Annotated in this window: 18 protein-coding genes; 14 read left to right on the top strand and 4 right to left on the bottom strand. The window is 74.0% G+C overall.

Annotated elements, in window-relative coordinates; genetic code table 11:
- The first annotated feature begins 29 nt into the window (after positions 1-29).
- The 5 genes from PSU4_RS20335 to PSU4_RS20315 all read left to right on the top strand — a co-directional run bounded on the left by PSU4_RS20335 (position 30) and on the right by PSU4_RS20315 (position 4,453).
- Positions 30-986: a class I SAM-dependent methyltransferase gene (locus PSU4_RS20335; protein WP_147110752.1), complete on the top strand. Its 957-nt coding sequence runs from the start codon at positions 30-32 to the stop codon at positions 984-986.
- Positions 987-1,031: 45 nt separating this feature from the next.
- Entirely contained in the window at positions 1,032-2,159 is a 1,128-nt protein-coding gene (gene macS, locus PSU4_RS20330; protein ID WP_147110749.1) for a MacS family sensor histidine kinase, read from the top strand.
- Positions 2,132-2,809, top strand: coding sequence for a response regulator (locus tag PSU4_RS20325; RefSeq protein WP_147110746.1), 678 nt, complete (start codon positions 2,132-2,134; stop codon positions 2,807-2,809). The genes macS and PSU4_RS20325 overlap by 28 nt, the downstream gene beginning before the upstream one ends.
- Positions 2,810-2,956: 147 nt before the next feature.
- On the top strand, positions 2,957-3,577 hold the full coding sequence (locus tag PSU4_RS20320; RefSeq protein WP_186817085.1) for a response regulator transcription factor: 621 nt from the start codon (positions 2,957-2,959) through the stop codon (positions 3,575-3,577).
- 129 nt (positions 3,578-3,706) lie between these two features.
- Positions 3,707-4,453, top strand: a complete 747-nt coding sequence (locus PSU4_RS20315) for an acyltransferase (RefSeq protein WP_147110740.1) — start codon at positions 3,707-3,709, stop codon at positions 4,451-4,453.
- A gap of 22 nt (positions 4,454-4,475) precedes the next feature.
- Here the strand turns inward: PSU4_RS20315 and PSU4_RS20310 are convergent, their stop codons facing one another.
- Together PSU4_RS20310 and PSU4_RS20305 are read right to left on the bottom strand one after the other, a co-directional pair.
- Positions 4,476-5,759: a glycosyltransferase family 4 protein gene (locus tag PSU4_RS20310; RefSeq protein ID WP_147110737.1), complete on the bottom strand. Its 1,284-nt coding sequence runs from the start codon at positions 5,757-5,759 to the stop codon at positions 4,476-4,478.
- A 22-nt stretch (positions 5,760-5,781) separates the two neighbouring features.
- Complete coding sequence (locus PSU4_RS20305) at positions 5,782-6,639, bottom strand: LysR family transcriptional regulator (RefSeq protein ID WP_147110734.1); 858 nt, start codon at positions 6,637-6,639, stop codon at positions 5,782-5,784.
- A gap of 96 nt (positions 6,640-6,735) precedes the next feature.
- Between PSU4_RS20305 and PSU4_RS32840 the strand changes: the two genes are divergently transcribed.
- From PSU4_RS32840 to PSU4_RS20265, 9 genes are all read left to right on the top strand, one after another.
- Positions 6,736-6,861 (top strand): hypothetical protein, encoded by a 126-nt coding sequence (locus PSU4_RS32840; protein ID WP_281290717.1) that lies wholly within the window; start codon positions 6,736-6,738, stop codon positions 6,859-6,861.
- 137 nt (positions 6,862-6,998) lie between these two features.
- On the top strand, positions 6,999-8,351 hold the full coding sequence (locus PSU4_RS20300) for an NtaA/DmoA family FMN-dependent monooxygenase (RefSeq protein WP_147110731.1): 1,353 nt from the start codon (positions 6,999-7,001) through the stop codon (positions 8,349-8,351).
- 26 nt (positions 8,352-8,377) lie between these two features.
- Positions 8,378-9,910, top strand: coding sequence for an ABC transporter substrate-binding protein (locus PSU4_RS20295; protein WP_147110728.1), 1,533 nt, complete (start codon positions 8,378-8,380; stop codon positions 9,908-9,910).
- The gene (locus tag PSU4_RS20290; protein WP_246115238.1) at positions 9,907-10,944 is read left to right on the top strand and encodes an ABC transporter permease; all 1,038 of its coding nucleotides are present in this window, start codon (positions 9,907-9,909) and stop codon (positions 10,942-10,944) included. The genes PSU4_RS20295 and PSU4_RS20290 overlap by 4 nt, the downstream gene beginning before the upstream one ends.
- Positions 10,944-11,786, top strand: a complete 843-nt coding sequence (locus PSU4_RS20285) for an ABC transporter permease (RefSeq protein ID WP_147110725.1) — start codon at positions 10,944-10,946, stop codon at positions 11,784-11,786. The genes PSU4_RS20290 and PSU4_RS20285 overlap by 1 nt, the downstream gene beginning before the upstream one ends.
- Positions 11,776-12,609 (top strand): ABC transporter ATP-binding protein, encoded by an 834-nt coding sequence (locus PSU4_RS20280; RefSeq protein WP_147110723.1) that lies wholly within the window; start codon positions 11,776-11,778, stop codon positions 12,607-12,609. The genes PSU4_RS20285 and PSU4_RS20280 overlap by 11 nt, the downstream gene beginning before the upstream one ends.
- Positions 12,602-13,432 (top strand): ABC transporter ATP-binding protein, encoded by an 831-nt coding sequence (locus PSU4_RS20275; RefSeq protein WP_147110719.1) that lies wholly within the window; start codon positions 12,602-12,604, stop codon positions 13,430-13,432. The genes PSU4_RS20280 and PSU4_RS20275 overlap by 8 nt, the downstream gene beginning before the upstream one ends.
- Complete coding sequence (locus tag PSU4_RS20270) at positions 13,429-14,187, top strand: alpha/beta hydrolase (protein WP_147110716.1); 759 nt, start codon at positions 13,429-13,431, stop codon at positions 14,185-14,187. The genes PSU4_RS20275 and PSU4_RS20270 overlap by 4 nt, the downstream gene beginning before the upstream one ends.
- The gene (locus PSU4_RS20265; RefSeq protein WP_147110713.1) at positions 14,184-14,639 is read left to right on the top strand and encodes a cupin domain-containing protein; all 456 of its coding nucleotides are present in this window, start codon (positions 14,184-14,186) and stop codon (positions 14,637-14,639) included. Before PSU4_RS20270 ends, PSU4_RS20265 begins: the two co-directional genes overlap by 4 nt.
- On the opposite strand, the gene PSU4_RS20260 is transcribed toward PSU4_RS20265, so the two are convergent.
- Positions 14,596-16,167, bottom strand: coding sequence for a 1,4-alpha-glucan branching protein domain-containing protein (locus PSU4_RS20260; protein WP_147110710.1), 1,572 nt, complete (start codon positions 16,165-16,167; stop codon positions 14,596-14,598). The two genes, PSU4_RS20265 and PSU4_RS20260, sit on opposite strands and share 44 nt — an antisense overlap.
- Complete coding sequence (locus PSU4_RS20255; RefSeq protein WP_147110707.1) at positions 16,164-16,901, bottom strand: class I SAM-dependent methyltransferase; 738 nt, start codon at positions 16,899-16,901, stop codon at positions 16,164-16,166. Before PSU4_RS20255 ends, PSU4_RS20260 begins: the two co-directional genes overlap by 4 nt.
- Positions 16,902-16,942: the final 41 nt, after the last annotated feature.

Raw genomic sequence — 16,942 nt, 5'->3', positions numbered from 1 at the left:
ACTCACGAGGGTCGTTAGGGTCGAGCCCCATGAGCACGGACCCCGAGCCCCGCCCGCACCCGACGGCCGCGGAGGTCGATGCCGCGCGCCGCGACCCCAAGCTCGCGAACGTGCTCTACCACGACTGGGAAGCCGGCTCCTACGACGAGAAGTGGTCGATCTCCTACGACGAACGCTGCATCGACTACGCCGCCGGCCGCTTCCGGCACGCGGCCGGCGACACCGACCGGCCCTACGAGCGGGCGCTCGAACTCGGCTGCGGCACCGGCTTCTTCCTGCTCAACCTCATGCAGGCCGGGATCGCCACCCGCGGCTCGGTCACCGACCTCTCGCCCGGCATGGTCGAGGCCGCGCTGCGCAACGCGGAAGGGCTGGGCCTCGACGTCGACGGCCGCGTCGCCGACGCCGAACACATCCCCTACGACGACGCGACGTTCGACGTCGTCGTCGGACACGCCGTGCTGCACCACATCCCCGACGTCGCGGCGGCGCTGCGCGAGGTACTCCGCGTGCTGAGGCCGGGCGGACGGTTCGTCTTCGCCGGGGAGCCGACGAAGATCGGCGACCTCTACGCGCGCCGCCTCGGCATGCTCACCTGGAAGGCGACGACGACCCTCACCCGGCTGCCGGGGCTGCAGGGCTGGCGCCGGCCGCAGGCCGAGCTCGACGAGTCCTCCCGCGCCGCGGCGCTGGAGGCCGTCGTCGACCAGCACGTCTTCGACCCCGCCGACCTGGAGCGGACCGCGGTCGCGGCCGGGGCCGCGGACGTGCGCGTCGTGACCGAGGAGTTCACCGCCGCGATGCTCGGCTGGCCGGTACGGACCTTCGAAGCCGCGGTGCCCGCCGGGAAGCTGGGCTGGGGATGGGCGATGTTCGCCTATCGCGGCTGGCAGCGGCTGTCGTGGCTCGACGAGAACGTCCTGTCGCGCGTCGTGCCCCGCGGGTGGTTCTACAACGCGCTGGTCACGGGCACGCGGCCTGCGTAACCCTACGGATCCGGCCGCGTGCGGGGCCCGGGCAGTATGGGCGGTATGGATCGCCCGCTGGAGCCGCTGTGGCGGGGCCTGCTCGTCTACCGCGTCCTGACGCTCGTCAGCACGTCGGTGTTCGTCCTGGTGTCGCTGCGCGAGTACGCGCATCCGCTCGCCGCGGGTCTCGTCGTCGCCGTCATGGTGGCCTGGACGGTCGTCACCGGGTTCGCCTACTTCCCGCGCCGCGACGGCCCCGACCGCCGGGGCACGGTCGCGATGGTCGATCTCGGCGTCACCGCCGCGGTGATGCTCACGACGCCGATCGTGCAGAGCCCCGCCCAGCTCGCCGCCGACACCCCGGTGATGGGCTCGATCTGGACGCCCGGCGCCGCGCTCGCGCTGGCCATCGCGTTCGGGCTGCGCGGCGGGCTGGTCGGGGCCGTCGTGACCTCGGGTGCGCTGGTCGTGGTGACGCTGCTGTCGGGGCCGATGACGCTCGTCGACCTCGCCGACGTCCAGCTGCTGATCCTCGCCGGGCTGACCGTCGGGTTCTGCTCCGGCGTGCTGCGCCGCTCCGCGGAACGGGTCCGCGCCGCCGTGGCCGCGCAGGCCGCCGCGACGGAGCGGGAACGGTTGGCGCGCAGCATCCACGACGGTGTCCTGCAGGTGCTGGCGCACGTGCGCCGGCGGGGCGCCGAGCTCGGCGGCGGCGCCGGCGAGCTGGGGACGTTGGCGGGGGAGCAGGAGGTCGCGCTCCGCACGCTGCTCACCAGCGGCACGGCGGCGGCCGACGGTGGGGGGCGTCGTGACCTGGCCGCCGCGCTGCGGACGCTCGCGTCGACCCGGGTCAGTGTCTCCGCGCCCGCCCACCCCCTCGACCTGCCGGCCCAGGTCGTCGACGACCTGCTCGGCGTCGTCGGGGCGGCACTCGCGAACACGGCGCTGCACGTCGGCATCGACGCGCCGGCCTGGGTGTTCGTCGAGGACCTCGGCGGCGAGGTGGAGATCAGCGTCCGCGACGACGGGCCCGGCATCCCCGACGGGCGGCTCGCCGAGGCCGAGGCGGAGGGCAGGCTCGGGGTGGCGGCGTCGATGCGGGGGCGGGTGCGCGATCTCGGCGGCACGCTGGTGTGCGAGACGGGCCCCGACCGCGGGACGGAATGGACGATGAGGGTGGCGCGGACGTGAGCGTGACGGTGATGGTCGTCGACGACCACCCCATCTGGCGTGAGGGCGTGGCCCGTGACCTGGGCGAACGCGGTCTCGACGTCGTCGCCACCGCCCCGGACGCCGAGGCCGCGGTGCGTATCGCCCGCGCGGTGCGCCCGCAGGTCGTGCTGATGGACCTCAACCTCGGCGCGACGTCGGGTGTCGACGCCATCCGCGGCATCGTCGAGGTCCTGCCCGACACCCGCATCCTGGTGCTGTCGGCGTCGGGAGAGCACGCCGACGTCCTCGAGGCGGTGAAGGCGGGCGCGACGGGCTACCTCGTGAAGTCGGCGAGCGCGGAGGAGCTGCTCGACGCCGTGCACCGCACCGCCGACGGCTTCCCGGTGTTCACCCCGGGCCTCGCCGGACTGGTCCTGGGGGAGTACCGCCGCCTCGCCGACGACCCGCGTCCCGCCTCGGGCGCCCCGGCCGTCCCTGCCCTGACCGATCGGGAGACCGACGTGCTGCGCCTCGTCGCCAAGGGCCTCACGGCGCGTGTGATCGGCGAGCGGCTCGGGGTGTCGCACCGGACGGTGGAGAGCCACGTCCAGAACACGTTGCGCAAGCTCCAGCTGCACAACCGCGCCCAGCTGGTCCGCTACGCGATCGAACAAGGTCTCGACGACTGACCGTGACGGTCGTGCGCCGCGGCGGGTGATCGTTCGCGTCCGGACGGGTGGTGGGCTCGCGAACGCGTCCGGCACCGCGGAGCGGGATGCGACGATGCGCCGGGCGTGCGCCGACCAGGCCGGATGAGGGCGCGCGGGAGGAGCGGCATGTCGGCGCGGGTCGTGGTCGTCGCGGCGGCCGGTGTCGCCGATCCGATCGCGACAGGGCTGCGCGCCGCGGGCCTCGACGTGCGGGGCTGCGCCGAAGACGTGCACCAGCTACCGGAGCACGCCGACGTCGTCGTGCTCGACCTCGCCGTCGCCGGTCCCGACCCGGACGGTGCCGAGGGCGTGCATCCGGTCGAGACCCTGCTCGACGCGGCGCCCTCGTCGACGGTGCTCGCGGTCGGGGAGTCCGTCGAGCACGTGCCCGTCCTGGCCGCGCTGCGGGCGGGGGCGTCCGGGTTCGTCCGCCGCGACTGCGGCTGGACCGAGCTCGCCGAGGCCGTCACCCGCGTCGCGGCGGGCGAGGTCGTGTTCGGGCCCGGCGTCGCCGACCTGGTGCTCGACTCCTACGGCACGGCGGCCGCCGATCCCGTGTCGCTCACCGAGCGGGAGCTCGACATCGTGCGGCTGGTCGTCGACGGCCTCACCGCGCGCCAGATCGCGGTCCGGCTCGTCCTGTCACCCCGGACCGTCGAGAACCACGTGCACCGGATCGTGCGCAAGCTCGGTCTCGCGGGTCGGGCCGCGCTGGTGCGGTACGCGATCGAGAACGGACTGGCCTGAGACGCCGCGCCGTGCCGTGCCGTGCCGTGCCGTGCCGCACCGCAGGTCAGACGTCGTGAGCGGCGATAGTCGCTATAGCGACTATCGCCGCTCACAGGGTTCGGGGCGGCGGGTCCCTAAGCTCGGCGCATGACGAGCATGTGGGGGGCGCCGGTGTGGCGCCGCTGGGCCCGCCGTCGCGACGACGAGCAGGTCCGGTTCCTCACGCTCGCGTCGCTGCGCTGGGTCGTCCGGCACCGGGCCTGGACGCCCTGGTACCTGGTCCGCTACGTGCGGCTGCTCCGGTTGCGGGCGGCCAACCCGCACGTCGTGCTGCGCGGCATGGTGTTCCTGGGCCGGGGCGTCGAGCTGCACGCGCGGCCCGGCTACGGACGCCTCGAGATCGGCCGCTGGGTGCACATCGGCGACGGCAACTCGATCCGCTGCCACGAGGGCTCGCTGCGCATCGGTGACAAGGTCGTCCTCGGCAAGGACAACACCGTCAACTGCTACCTCGACGTCGAGATCGGGGCGGCGACGATCGTCGCCGACTGGGTCTACGTCACCGACTTCGACCACCGCGTCGAGGACGTGACGGTCCCGATCAAGGACCAGGGCATCGTCAAGGCGCCGGTACGGATCGGGCCCGACTGCTGGCTCGGGGTGAAGTCGACGGTGTTGCGCGGCACCAGGATCGGCCGCGGCACCGTCCTCGGCGCGCACGCCGTGGCGCGCGGCGACATCCCGGAGTTCTCGATCGCGGTCGGCACCCCGGCGCGGGTCGTGCGCAACCGTGTCGACGACTACGAGGCCGCCGCCGCGCACCGCGCCGCGATCGCCGACATCGCGCGCAAGACCGAGGCCGCGGTCCGTCGCCGGGTCGCCGACGGGACCTGACCCGTGCGCCCGGACGAGCACGTCACCTCGGCGGCGTGAGATCCCCGGCGGACAGGACGTTCCCCGTCGGAATCTTCGGCCGCCCGGCCTCGATCGCTCCGCCCGCGGGGGCGGTGGCGTAGATCTCCGCGATGCGCACCGCGATGACGGGCCAGCCGAAGTCGGGGACGAGCCGGGCCCGTGCGACGCGAGCGCGCTCGTGCGCCGCATCGGGGTTGTCGAGCACGCGACGGACGGCGCCGGCGATGCCCGCGACGTCGCCCGGTGCGAACGACACCCCGCTCACGCCGTCGACGACGACCTCGCCGAGCCCACCCGCCGTCGACGCCACGAGCGGTGCACCCGCGGCCGCGGCCTCCAGGGCCACGATGCCGAACGGCTCGTAGCGGCTGGGCAGCACGACCGCCGAGGCGGCGGTGAGCAGGGCGGCGAGGTCGTCGTCGGTGAGGTGGCCCGCGAAGCGGACCGACCGGCGCACCCGGTGCCGGCGCGCCTCGTCGACGAGCATCTGCTGCTGCGTCCCCGTCCCGGCGACGACGAGCCGCGTCCCCGGGTGCGCGCGCCGGATCCGGGGCAGGGCCGCGATCAGGTCCTGGACGCCCTTCTCGTACTCGAGGCGTCCGAAGTAGGCGAGCAGCGGGACGTCGCCGGGTGCCCAGCGGCGACGCGCGGCCTCGGTGGCGGCAGGTGGGACGCTCCACCGCCGGGGGGCGATCCCGTTGTGCACCACGGAGATCGTGTCGGGGTCGAGGTCGAACAGGGTGGCCACCTCGGCCCGCATCGCCCGCGAGCAGGTGACGACGGCGTCGGCCCGGCGCGCGAGCCACCACTCGATCGAGTGCACCTGCCGGCTCAGCGGTGTCGTCAGCCAACCGCCGTGGCGACCGGCCTCGGTGGCGTGGATGGTCGCGACGAGGGGGACGCCGAGGGTGTCGGCGAGCGCGATCGCGGGGTGGGCGACGAGCCAGTCGTGGGCGTGGACGACGTCGGGACGCCAGTCGGCCAGCCGCGTCAGCGCCGCCCGCAGCAGGGCGTGGCCCATGGCGAGCACCCAGGCGACCATGTCGTCGGAGAACCGCAGGTGGGCGGGGTCCTCGGCGACGTGGAGCACCCGCACGCGCGGGTCGTCGGGATCGGGGCCGTCGGTGGTGGGGTGGGTCGCGGCGTCGGTGCCGGTCTCGCGCCGGGCGAGGACGACGACCTCGTGCCCGGCCGCGGCCAGCTCCCGCACGAGTGCGTGCACGTGCCGCCCGAGGCCGCCGACGACGACCGGCGGGTACTCCCAGCTCAGCACCAGTACACGCATCCGCGACATGGTGGCAGGCCGCTCAGGCGTCGACGTCGAGGACCTGCCTGATCGAGCGTGCCGCCTCGGTGGCGAGGTCGGGCCGCAGGCCGCGCCGCGATCGCACGGCGAGCGGGATCGGGTCGACGACGGGCAGGTCGTCGCGGGGGACGAGGCCTTCCGGGGTGCGCCCGACGGTCGCGAGCAGCGCGACACCCAGCCCCGCCCGGGCGGCGGCGAGCACCCCGCCGAGGTAGGCGGCGTCGCACACGACGGCGGCCGGGAGCCGGTGCGCGGCAAGGGTGTCGAGCGCGCGGCTGCGGATCGCGCAGGGCTCGTCGAAGGCGACGAGGGGGATGTCGGTGCCGTCGACGGGCGGTGCCCAGGTCGGTGCGGAGTACCAGCGCAGCGTGAGCCGGCCCGAGCCGGTGGAGCGGTCGTCGTCGGGGGCGCCGAACAGCAGCGCGAGGTCGACGTCGCCCTTGTCGAGTGCCGACCGCAGAACCGCGCCCCGGTCGAGCCGGAACCGCACCCGGCTCACCCCGAGGGAGTCCTGCAGGGCTGAGGCCAGCTCGGGCAGGAGCTGGTCGGCGGCGTGCTCGGTCGATCCGACGACCACCTCGTCGGCGTCGTGCGTGGCGCCGAGCCGGGCCAGGGTCTCGTCGTTGATGGCGAGCATCCGGCGGGCCTCGCCCAGCAGCAGCTCGCCGGCGGGGGTGAGGCGGGAGGTGCGGCCCTCGCGCACCATCAGCGGCCGGCCGACGACGGCCTCCAGCCTGCGGACGTGGTGGCTGACCGTGGGCTGGCTGACGTGCAGCGCGTTGGCCGCCCGGTGGAAGCCCCCGCAGTCGGCGACGGCGACGAGGCTGCGCAGCTGCGTCAGGTCCAGGGTGGCGCCCACATCGAGAGGGAAGCACACACCGATCAACGTTTCCTATCGAATGTGATCGGAACTGCGAGTTGGACCGCGCGGAACCCGCCATGACACGATCGAGGCATGGCAGACCGCCCGGCAACCGTGCGCACCCTCGGGTGCGGCGCCGGCGCCGTGCTGCTCACCCGACGCCGTGCCGTCGATCTCGGCCGGACGTCCACCGCGACGTGTCGTCGCCACACCGCCTGACCGGTCCCGTCGGCTGAGTGCCCGTCGGGCACACGTGTGCCCCGACCGGACCGGTCCCCGTTCCCAGCATCCGTTGCACCGCGCCCGCGCGCCGTCACGCCCGGGGCGGTGACCCCTGCGCGAGAAAGGCCGCACCCATGGTCCGGCAGTTGAAGCTCGGTGCCGTCCTGATGGGCGTCGGAGGTCCCGGCCAGCACGACACCTGGACCCACCCCGAGATCCCGGGCGACGCCAGCATCGACATCCGCTGGTACGCCGAGCGGGCCCGGCAGGCCGAGGCCGCCCTGTTCGACCTGGTCTTCATCGTCGACAGCCAGTTCATCACCCCTGATTCGCCCCCGCACTACCTCAACCGCCTCGAACCGCTGACGCTGCTGTCGGCGCTCGCGGTGTCGACCACCCACATCGGGCTCGTCGGCACCCTGACGACGTCGTACAACACGCCGTTCAACCTGGCCCGTCGGCTCGCGTCGCTGGATCTGATCTCCGGTGGCCGGGCGGGCTGGAACGTCGTCGCGACCGGCGACGGTGGCACCGCGGCGAACTACAGCCGCGACGAGCACTTCGACTACGCCTCCCGCTACGGCCGGGCGCTGGAGTCGGTGCGCGTCTGCCAGGGGCTGTGGGACTCCTACGAGGACGACGCGTTCCCGCGCGACGTCGCGACGGGCGTGTTCGTCGACCCGACCCGCCAGCACCGCCTCGACCACGTGGGCGAGCACTTCTCCGTCCGGGGCCCGCTCAACATCTCCCGGTCCCCGCAGGGACAGCCGGTGATCTTCCAGGCCGGCGACTCCGACGAGGGCCGCGACCTGGGCGCGAGCATCGGCGAAGGGATCTTCACCCACTCACCCACGCTGGAGAAGGCGCAGGCCTTCTACCGCGACATCAAGGCCCGGGCCGCGGCGAAGGGCCGCGACCCCGAGCACGTCCTGATCATGCCCGGGGTGACGCCGGTCGTCGCCGACACCGACGACGAGGCCCGCGAGATCGAGCGGGCCAACCGGCTCGGCAAGGACTTCGCGAAGAACCTCGCCCAGTTCGGCCGGCCCTTCGGCTGGCACGACTTCTCCGGCTACGACCTCGACGCGCCCTTCCCCGATCTCGGCGACCTCGGCGCGGACTCGTTCCGCACCCAGGCCGAGCAGATCAAGAAGGTCGCCCGCGAGGAGCGGCTCACGCTGCGCCAGACCGTCGAACGTTTCATGTCGTCGACGCCGCAGCCGTTCGTCGGGTCGGCCACCACCGTCGCCGCCGAGATCGAGCGCTGGTTCACCGGCCGCGGCCTCGACGGCCTCAACGTGCACATCACCGTGCCCAGCGAGTTCGCCCGGTTCACCGACGAGGTGCTGCCGATCCTGCGCGAGCGTGGCGTCGTGCGCTCGGAGTACGAGGCCACGACCCTGCGCGGCAACCTCGGCCTGCCGATCCCGCGCAACGTCCACACCGCGGCCCGCGAGGCCCGCGTCCCCACCCCCGCGCACGTCTGATCCCGAGTCCCCGGAGGACCCACTCCATGTCCCGCCCCCGCACCCTCCTCAGACTCGCCGCGGTCGTCGCGGCCGCTGCCGTCGCCCTCACGGCGTGCGGCGGCGGCGCCGGCTCGGCGTCCGGCGCGACCTTGAGATGGGGCTTCGCGCTGCCCACCTCGTGGGACCCGGTGACGTCGAGCACCGGCAACGACATCAACACGATCAGCCTGGTCTACGCCTCGCTCACCCAGCTCGACGAGAAGGCGACCGCCGTCCCGGGCCTGGCCGAGTCGTGGAAGTACAACGCCGACGGCACCGCCGTGACGTTCACGCTGCGGCCGAACCTCACCTTCACCGACGGCACCCCGCTGAACGCCGACGCGGTGAAGCAGAGCCTGCTGCGCGGCAAGACCCAGCAGAACTCGCTGCTCAAGGACCAGCTCGCGACGATCAAGGACATCACCGTCGCCGGTGACCGCGACGTCACCCTGGTGCTGGCCGCCCCCGACTACCAGGTGCCGAACCTGTTGGCGGGCAAGACCGGCGCGATCGTGAGCCCGACCGCGTTCACCGAGGACGCCGCCGCGATCCCCACCGCGCCCGTCGGGGCGGGCCCCTTCAAGTTCGAGAGCTTCGTGCCGGAGTCGAAGGCCGTCCTGGTCAAGAACCCCGGCTACTGGGACGCCGCCGACGTCAAGATCGACCGGTTGGAGCTGACCCCGACCACCGACGCCGCGACCGTCATCGCGGCCGTCCAGTCCGGCGCGCTCGACGTCTCCTACATCCCCGGCAACCAGATCCCGCAGGCGAAGGCCGCCGGGCTGGAGGTCGACGTCATCGACTCGCTGCAGGTCAACCAGGTCGACGTGCACAGCGGCCTCGCCCCGCTCACCGACCGCCGCGTCGTCGACGCCCTCAAGTACGCCGTCGACCGGCAGCAGATCATCGACGTCGTCAACGCCGGCGTCGGTGACGTCGTCTACCAGCCGTTCCCCAAGGGCTACGTCGCCTTCGACCCGTCGCTGGACACCGCGTTCGCCTACGACCCGGCCAAGGCGAGGCAGCTGCTCGCCGACGCCGGCTATGCACCGGGGCAGCTCGCGCTGACCGTCACCGTCAACTCCATCTCCCAGTCGACCGCGGAGCTGGTGCAGCAGCAGCTGCAGGCCGTCGGCGTCAACGCGACGATCAAGGTCGTGCCGCCCGGCTCGTCCACCTGGCAGCAGGAGGTCTACCTGGGGCGCAAGGCCCAGTTCGCCCTCGACGGCACCGTCGGCCGGGAGTCGCCGGTGCAGAACCTCACCGTCGTCTACGGGCCCGAGGGGCTCATGAACACCAGCAAGGTGTCGACGCCGGAGTTCCTCGCCGCCCTCGACGCGGTGCGCCGCACCCCGCTCGACTCGCCGGACTACCCGCGCGTCCTGCAGGCCGCCGTCCGCACCGGTGTCGAGATGTCGCCGAGCTTCTCGCTCGGCACCCAGCCGCGCGTCGTCGTGCGCAACAAGAAGGTCTCGCCGCTGCCGCACTTCCTGTCGCAGTACCGCTGGGAGGGCGTGACCGTCGGGAGCACGACGTGACGGTGTCCGTCGCCGGCACCGGGTGGGACACGGCCGCCGCCGTGGCCCGCCCGGCGCGGCCCCGCCGGACCGGCGCGCTCGGCGGCGCCGCCCGGTGGCTGCTGCGCACCGTCGCGCTGACCATCCCCGTGTTCCTGTTCGCGACGTTCCTGACCTTCCTGCTGGGCGCGGTCAGCGGGCTCAGCCCCGCCGGGCTGCTGCTCGGGGACTCCGCCACCCCCGCCGACGTCGCCCGCGTCCGCGCCGAGCTCGGCCTCGACCGCCCCGTCGTCGTGCAGTACGTCGACTGGCTCTCCCACGTCGTGCGCGGTGACCTGGGCAGCTCCTGGCTCAACGGGGTCAGCGTGACGTCCCAGATCGGGGACCGGCTCGCCGTCAGCCTGTCCGTCGCGGCGTTCGCGCTGCTCATCGCCGTCGTCGCCGGGACGTTGCTCGGCATCGGTGCCGCGGTGTGGCGCGGCAGCATCTTCGACCGGGCGGTCACCGGGTTCTGCTCGGTCGTGTCGGCGCTGCCGCCGTTCGTCGTCGCGGTCGCGTTGATCGTGGTGTTCAGCGTGCTCCTGGGGCTGGTCCCGTCGGCCGGGTACGTGCCCTTCTCCCAGGACCCCGGCATGTGGCTCACGCTGATCACGCTGCCCGCCATCGCGTTGAGCCTCGACGCCGTCGCCGACATCGCCCGCCAGCTGCGGACCGGGCTCGTCAGCGCCTACCAGGAGAACTACGTCCTCGGCGCGGTCGTGCGCGGCCTCTCGCCGCGGCGGATCCTGCTGGTCCACGTGCTGCGCAACGGCGCGGGCCCCGCGCTGAGCGTCCTCGGGCTGCGCATCCCGATGCTCGTCGGCGGTGCCGTCGTCACCGAGTCGATCTTCGGGATGTCCGGGTTCGGGCGCTTCGCCGCCGACGGTGCGCTGCGCGGTGACGTCCCCGTCGTCCAGGGCACGCTCGTCGTCGCGGTCGTGGTCGTGCTCGCGGCGAACCTGGTCGTCGACACCCTGCTGCTGCGGCTGCGCCCCGCCGCCCGCCGGAGGTCGTGATGCTGCGTTCGGTGGTCGCGAGCCGGACGGGCACCGTCTCGGTCGCCGTCCTCGTCTTCGTCGCCCTGCTCGCCGTGGCCGGGCCCTGGCTCGCCCCGCACGACCCGCTGCTGCAGGACCCGCAGGCCATCCTCGCCGGGGCGTCGGCGGAGCACTGGCTCGGCACCGACAACCTCGGCCGCGACGTCGCGAGCAGGCTCCTCGCCGGGTCGACCCTGTCGCTCGTCGCGGCGCTCGAGGCCGTCGCCGTCGGGCTCGTGCTCGGTGTCGTGCCCGCGCTGCTGTCGGTGCACCTCGGCCGCGCCGTCGAATGGCTGTCGCTGCGGCTGATGGAAGCCCTGGTGACGTTGCCCTTCCTCGTGTTCGCCGTGGCGATGACCGCGTTGCTGGGCAACGGGTTGCAGCAGGCGATGCTCGCCGTCGGCGTCCTCGTGGCCCCCGGGTTCTACCGCGTCACCCGAGCCGCGGCACTGCCCGTCGCCACCGCCCAGTACGTGGAGGCGGCCGTGCTGGCCGGTGCGTCGCCCTGGACGGTGCTGCGCCGGCACGTGTGGCCCAAGGTCGTCCCGGCCGTCGCCGTGAGCACCGCGAGCCTGCTCGGGGCGAGCCTGGTGATCGTCTCGTCGCTGACGTTCCTCGGCATCGGCATCACCCCGCCCACCCCGACCTGGGGCGGGATGCTCGCCACCGACCTGCAGTACCTGTTCCAGCGACCCTTCGGCCCGTTCGTGCCGGCGGTGCTCATCGTCGCCACGGTGTGGGCGTGCAACGGGATCGCCGACGCGCTGCGCGACGCCCCCGCCCTCTCCGCCGAGCGAAAGGTGGCCGCCCATGTCGGCTGACGCCGCAGTTCCCGCACTGCTCACCGTGCGCGACCTGTCCGTCCACACCGCGGACACGACGCTCGTGTCCGGGGTCGACCTGTCCGTGGCCCGCGGCGGGGCCCTCGGCATCGTCGGCGAGTCCGGCAGCGGCAAGTCGCTGACCTGCCGCTCGGTCCTGGGCATCCTGCCCGCCGGGCTGCGAGGCGGCGACGACACCGCCATCACCTTCGACGGGACCGACCTGCGCGGCCTCGACGACCGCGGCTGGCTCGGCGTGCGCGGCACCCGGATCGGCGCCGTGTTCCAGGACCCGGCGTCCTACCTCAACCCGTCGATCGCCGTCGGCCGCCAACTCGCCGAGGTGCTGCGCGTCCGGGTCGGGCTGGGCAGGCGCGCCGCCCGCGACCGGGCCCTGGCCCTGCTCGCCGACATGGGGCTGCGCGACCCCGCACTCGTGTACCGGCAGTACCCGTTCGAGCTGTCCGGCGGGATGCTGCAACGCGTCCTCATCGCCGTCGCCATCAGCGCCGAACCCGACCTGCTCATCGCCGACGAGGCCACCACCGCCCTCGACGTCACCGTCCAGGCCGAGGTGCTCGACCTGCTCGCCGACCTGCGCGAACGCACCGGGCTCGCGCTCGTCCTCGTGTCCCACGACCTCGCCGTCGTCGCGCAGGTGTGCGACGAGGTCGTCGTCATGCGCGACGGCACCGTCGTCGAACGCGGCGCCGCCGCCGACGTGCTGAACGCGCCCACCCACCCCTACACCCGCTCGCTCGTCGACGCCCACGCCCGCTACGGCATCGAGCGCTTCCGGCTGCAGGAGGCGAACCATGGCTGAGCCGCTGCTGGAGGTGTCCGGCCTCGTCGTGCGGCTCGGCCGCGGCCGCGAACGCCGCTCGATCCTGCACGGCGTCGACCTCACCGTCGGCGCAGGGGAGAGCGTCGGCCTCATCGGCGAGACCGGGTCGGGCAAGACGACGCTCGCCCGGACCGTCGTCGGCCTGCACCGCGCCGAGCGCGGCACCCTGCGCGTCGCCGGAACCGACGTCACCGCGCTGCGCGGTGCGCGGCTGCGGGCCTTCCGGCGCTCCGGCGTCGTCCAGTACGTGTTCCAGGACCCGCTGCGCAGCCTCGACCCCGACCTCACCCTGGGCGACTCGGTCGGGTTCGGGATCACCGACCCCGGCGACCGGGTGGCCGACGCCCTGCTCGCCGTCGGGCTCGACCCGGCGCTCGCCGCCCGCCGCCCCGGCGAGGTCTCCGGCGGGCAGCGGCAACGCGCCGCCATCGCCCGGGCCATGATCGCGCGGCCCCGGCTGCTGATCTGCGACGAACCCGTCAGCGCCCTCGACGCCGCCACCCGGGTCCAGGTCCTCGACCTGCTCTCCGGCCTGTGCGCCGAGCACGGCATCGGGCTGCTCTACATCTCCCACGACCTCGGGTCCGTCGCCGGGATCACCGACCGCCTCGTCGTGCTCCACCACGGCGACGTCGTCGAGACCGGCACGACCGAGCAGGTTGTCACCGCACCCTGCCACCCCTACACCCGGCTGCTCATCGGCTCCGCCCCGACCGTCGACGGCGGCGGGATGGGCCGCGCCGAGCGCGCCGAACTGCGGGCGCAGCTCGCGCACGCCCCGAACGGAAAGGTCCTCACGTGAGCGTCACCAGTGCTGTTCCCGTCGTCGCCTCCTGGCGCGAGCCGAGCGGCGTCGTGCCGCGCGGCACCGTCGTCGTGATCCCCGGGCGCGGCGAGCACGCCGGCGTCTACGAGCGGTTCGGCCGCCGCATCAGCGCCGACGGGTACCGGGTCTGGGCCGTCGCCGATCCGGCCGTCGACGCCGACCGCGCCGAGGGACAGATCCGGTCGCTGCTGCCCGCCGAACCCGGGCCGGTCGTCCTCGTCGGGTCCGACACCGGAGCACTGTTCGCCGCCGGCCTCGTCGCGGGCGGGCTCGGTGGTGTCGACGCGCTCGTCCTCGCCGGGCTCCCGGTTGTCGGGGGTGCCACGCCCGTCGCCTGGGACGACGAGCTCGCCGCCCGCACCGCCTGCCCGACCCACCAGGCGCGGCTCGGCGACGACTCCGGCGTCCGCCGCGGTGCCCTCGCCGACCGCGTCCCCGCCGGATGGCCGGCCGCCGCCGAGGCCGCGCGCATCGGCGTGCCGGTCCTCGGCCTGCACGGCGACGCCGACACCGTCAGCCCCGTCGCCGGTGCCCGCGCCTGGTACGCGGGTGTGGCGCGCGGCGAGCTCGTCACCATCAGCGGCGGCCGCCACGACGCGCTCAACGACGCCACCCACCGCACCGCCGCCGCGTCGATCGTGCTGTTCCTGGAACGGCTGCGGCTCGGGGCCGACGTCCCCGCGATCGCCCGCGTGGAGATCGTGGGAGAGACCCTGGGGGAGACCCGATGAGCTTCCACCCCGACCTCGCGGCCACCGCGGCGCCGTCGCGGGCGCACATCCACCACGTCCGCGCGGGTGAGCTCGTCGGCGACACCGCGCAGACCAGCGGCATGACCCGGCTCGAGGCCGTGAGCGGCAAGACCGTCGGCTCCGAACGCATCTGGACCGGCGAGACCCACGTCGCGCCCGCCACGAACTCCGGCAACCACCACCACGGCGAGGCCGAGACCTCGATCTACGTCGTCAGCGGACACCCGGAGTTCGTCTTCCACGACGGCCACGGCGAAGTGCGGATCAGCACCGGCCCGGGCGACTACATCTTCGTACCGCCCTACGTCCCGCACCGCGAGGAGAACCCCGACCCCGCCGAGCCCGCCGTCGTCGTGATCTCGCGCAGCACCCAGGAGGGCATCGTCGTCAACGTCCCGGAGCTGACGCCGCTGCAGGAGCCGCCTGCCTGAGCGACCCGTCGTGTCCGTCCCCGGTGACCACGACGGTGTCGCGCGACCCGGCACGTGGCAGCCGGCGGGCGTCGATGTGGCCGAACGGGCCCGGTTCCCAGGTGGCGACGGCTGCTGCCGCGGCGTCGCGCGCGCCCGCCGCGAGCAGCCGTGCCAGCAGCGCGACCCGCTCCGCGTGGCCGCGGGCGCGTCCGCGCGCGTAGTCGGCGGCGGAGTCGTGGCTGACCATGAACGCCCAGTCGCTCGACAACGCCAGCAGCGCCTGCTCGGCGAGCGCGTCCTTCTCACGGTCGCGGGTCGGGCCCGCGTGTGCGACACCCCGCAGGTCGCGCTGGACCGTCTGTCCCAGCGTGACGAGATCGGAGACGGCCTCACCCGCCCAGACGTGCCAGTCCTTGCCCAGCCCCCACGACGACTCCGGCAGCTCGACCGGCGACCCGACGAGCCCGGCGCCGACCGCCCCGGCGAGCGTCGTGACCCGCACAGCTGCCTCCGGCAGCGCCCGCAGCACCGCCTCCAGCCAGGCCGGCCCCTCGTGCCACCAGTGCCCGAACAGCTCGGTGTCGAACGCGGCGACGGTGAGGCCGGGCCTTCCGAGGCGTGCCCGGACACTCGTGAGCCGCTCGCGGACGACCGCGACGAAGTCCGCCGCATCCCGTGCCACGGCCACGGCGGCGCGGTCCGGGTCGTAGGGATGCTTGTCCTGCGGCGCAACGTGTCTGCCCGTCACCCGTGACGGTTTGAGCCCCGACGGGTGGTCGAAGGTGTGGAAGTCGCGGTAGTCGGCGTGCCCCGGGTAGCCGGCGCGCGGCGACCACACGCGGTAGGTGACGTCGAGGTCGCGCCCGGCCACGAGCACACCCGACTCGCCGACGGGCCGCAGCAGCGCGGTGTCGCCGTGCAGCGCCGGGCCGTCGACGACGAACCGCTCGACGCCCGCCGCCGCGTAGCCCGTCTCCATGCCGGGGGCGTAGCCGCACTCGGGCGCCCAGATCCCCGCGGGCCGCGCCCCGAGGCGCCGGGAGTGGTCGGTGAGGCCCGCGTCGAGGGCGAAGGCACGGACCCGGTCGTCGAGCAGCGGACCGAAGGAGTGCGTCGCCGGACCGCCGAGCAGCTCGACGACTCCCGAGCCGGCCAGGTCCCGCAGCACGGGGGAGGCGCCGTGGCGCCAGCGCGCCTCGAACCCGCTCAGTGCCGCCGTCGCCGCACGGTGCTCGCGCAGCGCCAGGTCGGGCAGCCGCGGGGCCGCCTCGTGGGCACGCTGCAGCCAGCCCCCGAGCCAGTCGTGCATGCCGCGCAGACAATGCGGGTCGTCGAGCTGCGCCGCGAGCACCGGGGTGACGCCGAGCGTCAGCAGGTCGCGACGGCCCTCCGCGGCCAGCCGCCCCACCACGTCCACCACGGGCAGATAGGAGTGCGCCCACGACTGGTACAGCCACTCCTCCCCGACCGGCCAGCGCCCGTGATGAGCGAGCCAGGGCAGATGCGAGTGCAGGACCAGGCAGAAGGTGCCGACCGGTTCGGTCATCCCGCGATCGCGACGAGGTCGAGGCAGGTCTCGAGGTCGTCCGTGGTGAGGACGAAGTCGCTGCTTTCCACAGCCGCGACGTCCGCGGCCAGCCGATCGGGCATCTCGGTGCCCGCGACCGCCACCGCGACCTGGGCGTCGACGATCGAGCCCCCGTGCCGGGCGTCGAGCTCGGCGAGCCGCGGTCCGTGGTGCAGACCGAGCATCTCAACGTCGCCGAACCCGTTGCCGCGCAGCAGATCGGCGAGCTCTGCGGGGGCGAACTCGCGACTGTGGAACGGGTTGAGCGGGACGCCACGACCGGGGGAGAAGGTGAGCCGGTTCGGCGTCGAGACCAGGAACGCACCGCCCGGACGCAGCACCCGGGCACACTCGGCGACGAACCTCTCCTGCTCCCACAGGTGCTCGATCACCTGCAACGAGACCACCACGTCCGCCGACCCCGACGCGACGGGCAGGGCAACGAGGTTCGCACGCGCGGGAGCAATACGCGGGTACCGGCCCGCGATGTGGCGCAGCGCGGGCCCGTCGTAGTCGAGGGCCAGCACCCGATCGGCCGTCGTTGCGAGTAGATCGGCGCCGTACCCCTCCCCGCACCCCGCATCGACGACGAGCCCCCGGCATCGCGGCGCCAGCGCCGAATAGACGGCCTCGTGGCGGCGGAACCAGTAGTTCTCGCTCGCGACGTCCGGCACGGTGCGCTCGCCGGTCAACGGCAAACCGGGCGCGCTCATCCGCCGACCGTATCCCGCGCGCGGAGTGGACCCCAGAACCC

The organism is Pseudonocardia sulfidoxydans NBRC 16205, assembly GCF_007989085.1.
Lineage (GTDB): Bacteria > Actinomycetota > Actinomycetes > Mycobacteriales > Pseudonocardiaceae > Pseudonocardia > Pseudonocardia sulfidoxydans.
Note: the sequence above shows the minus strand (reverse complement) of the source record. Positions and strands in the feature narration are given on the sequence as shown.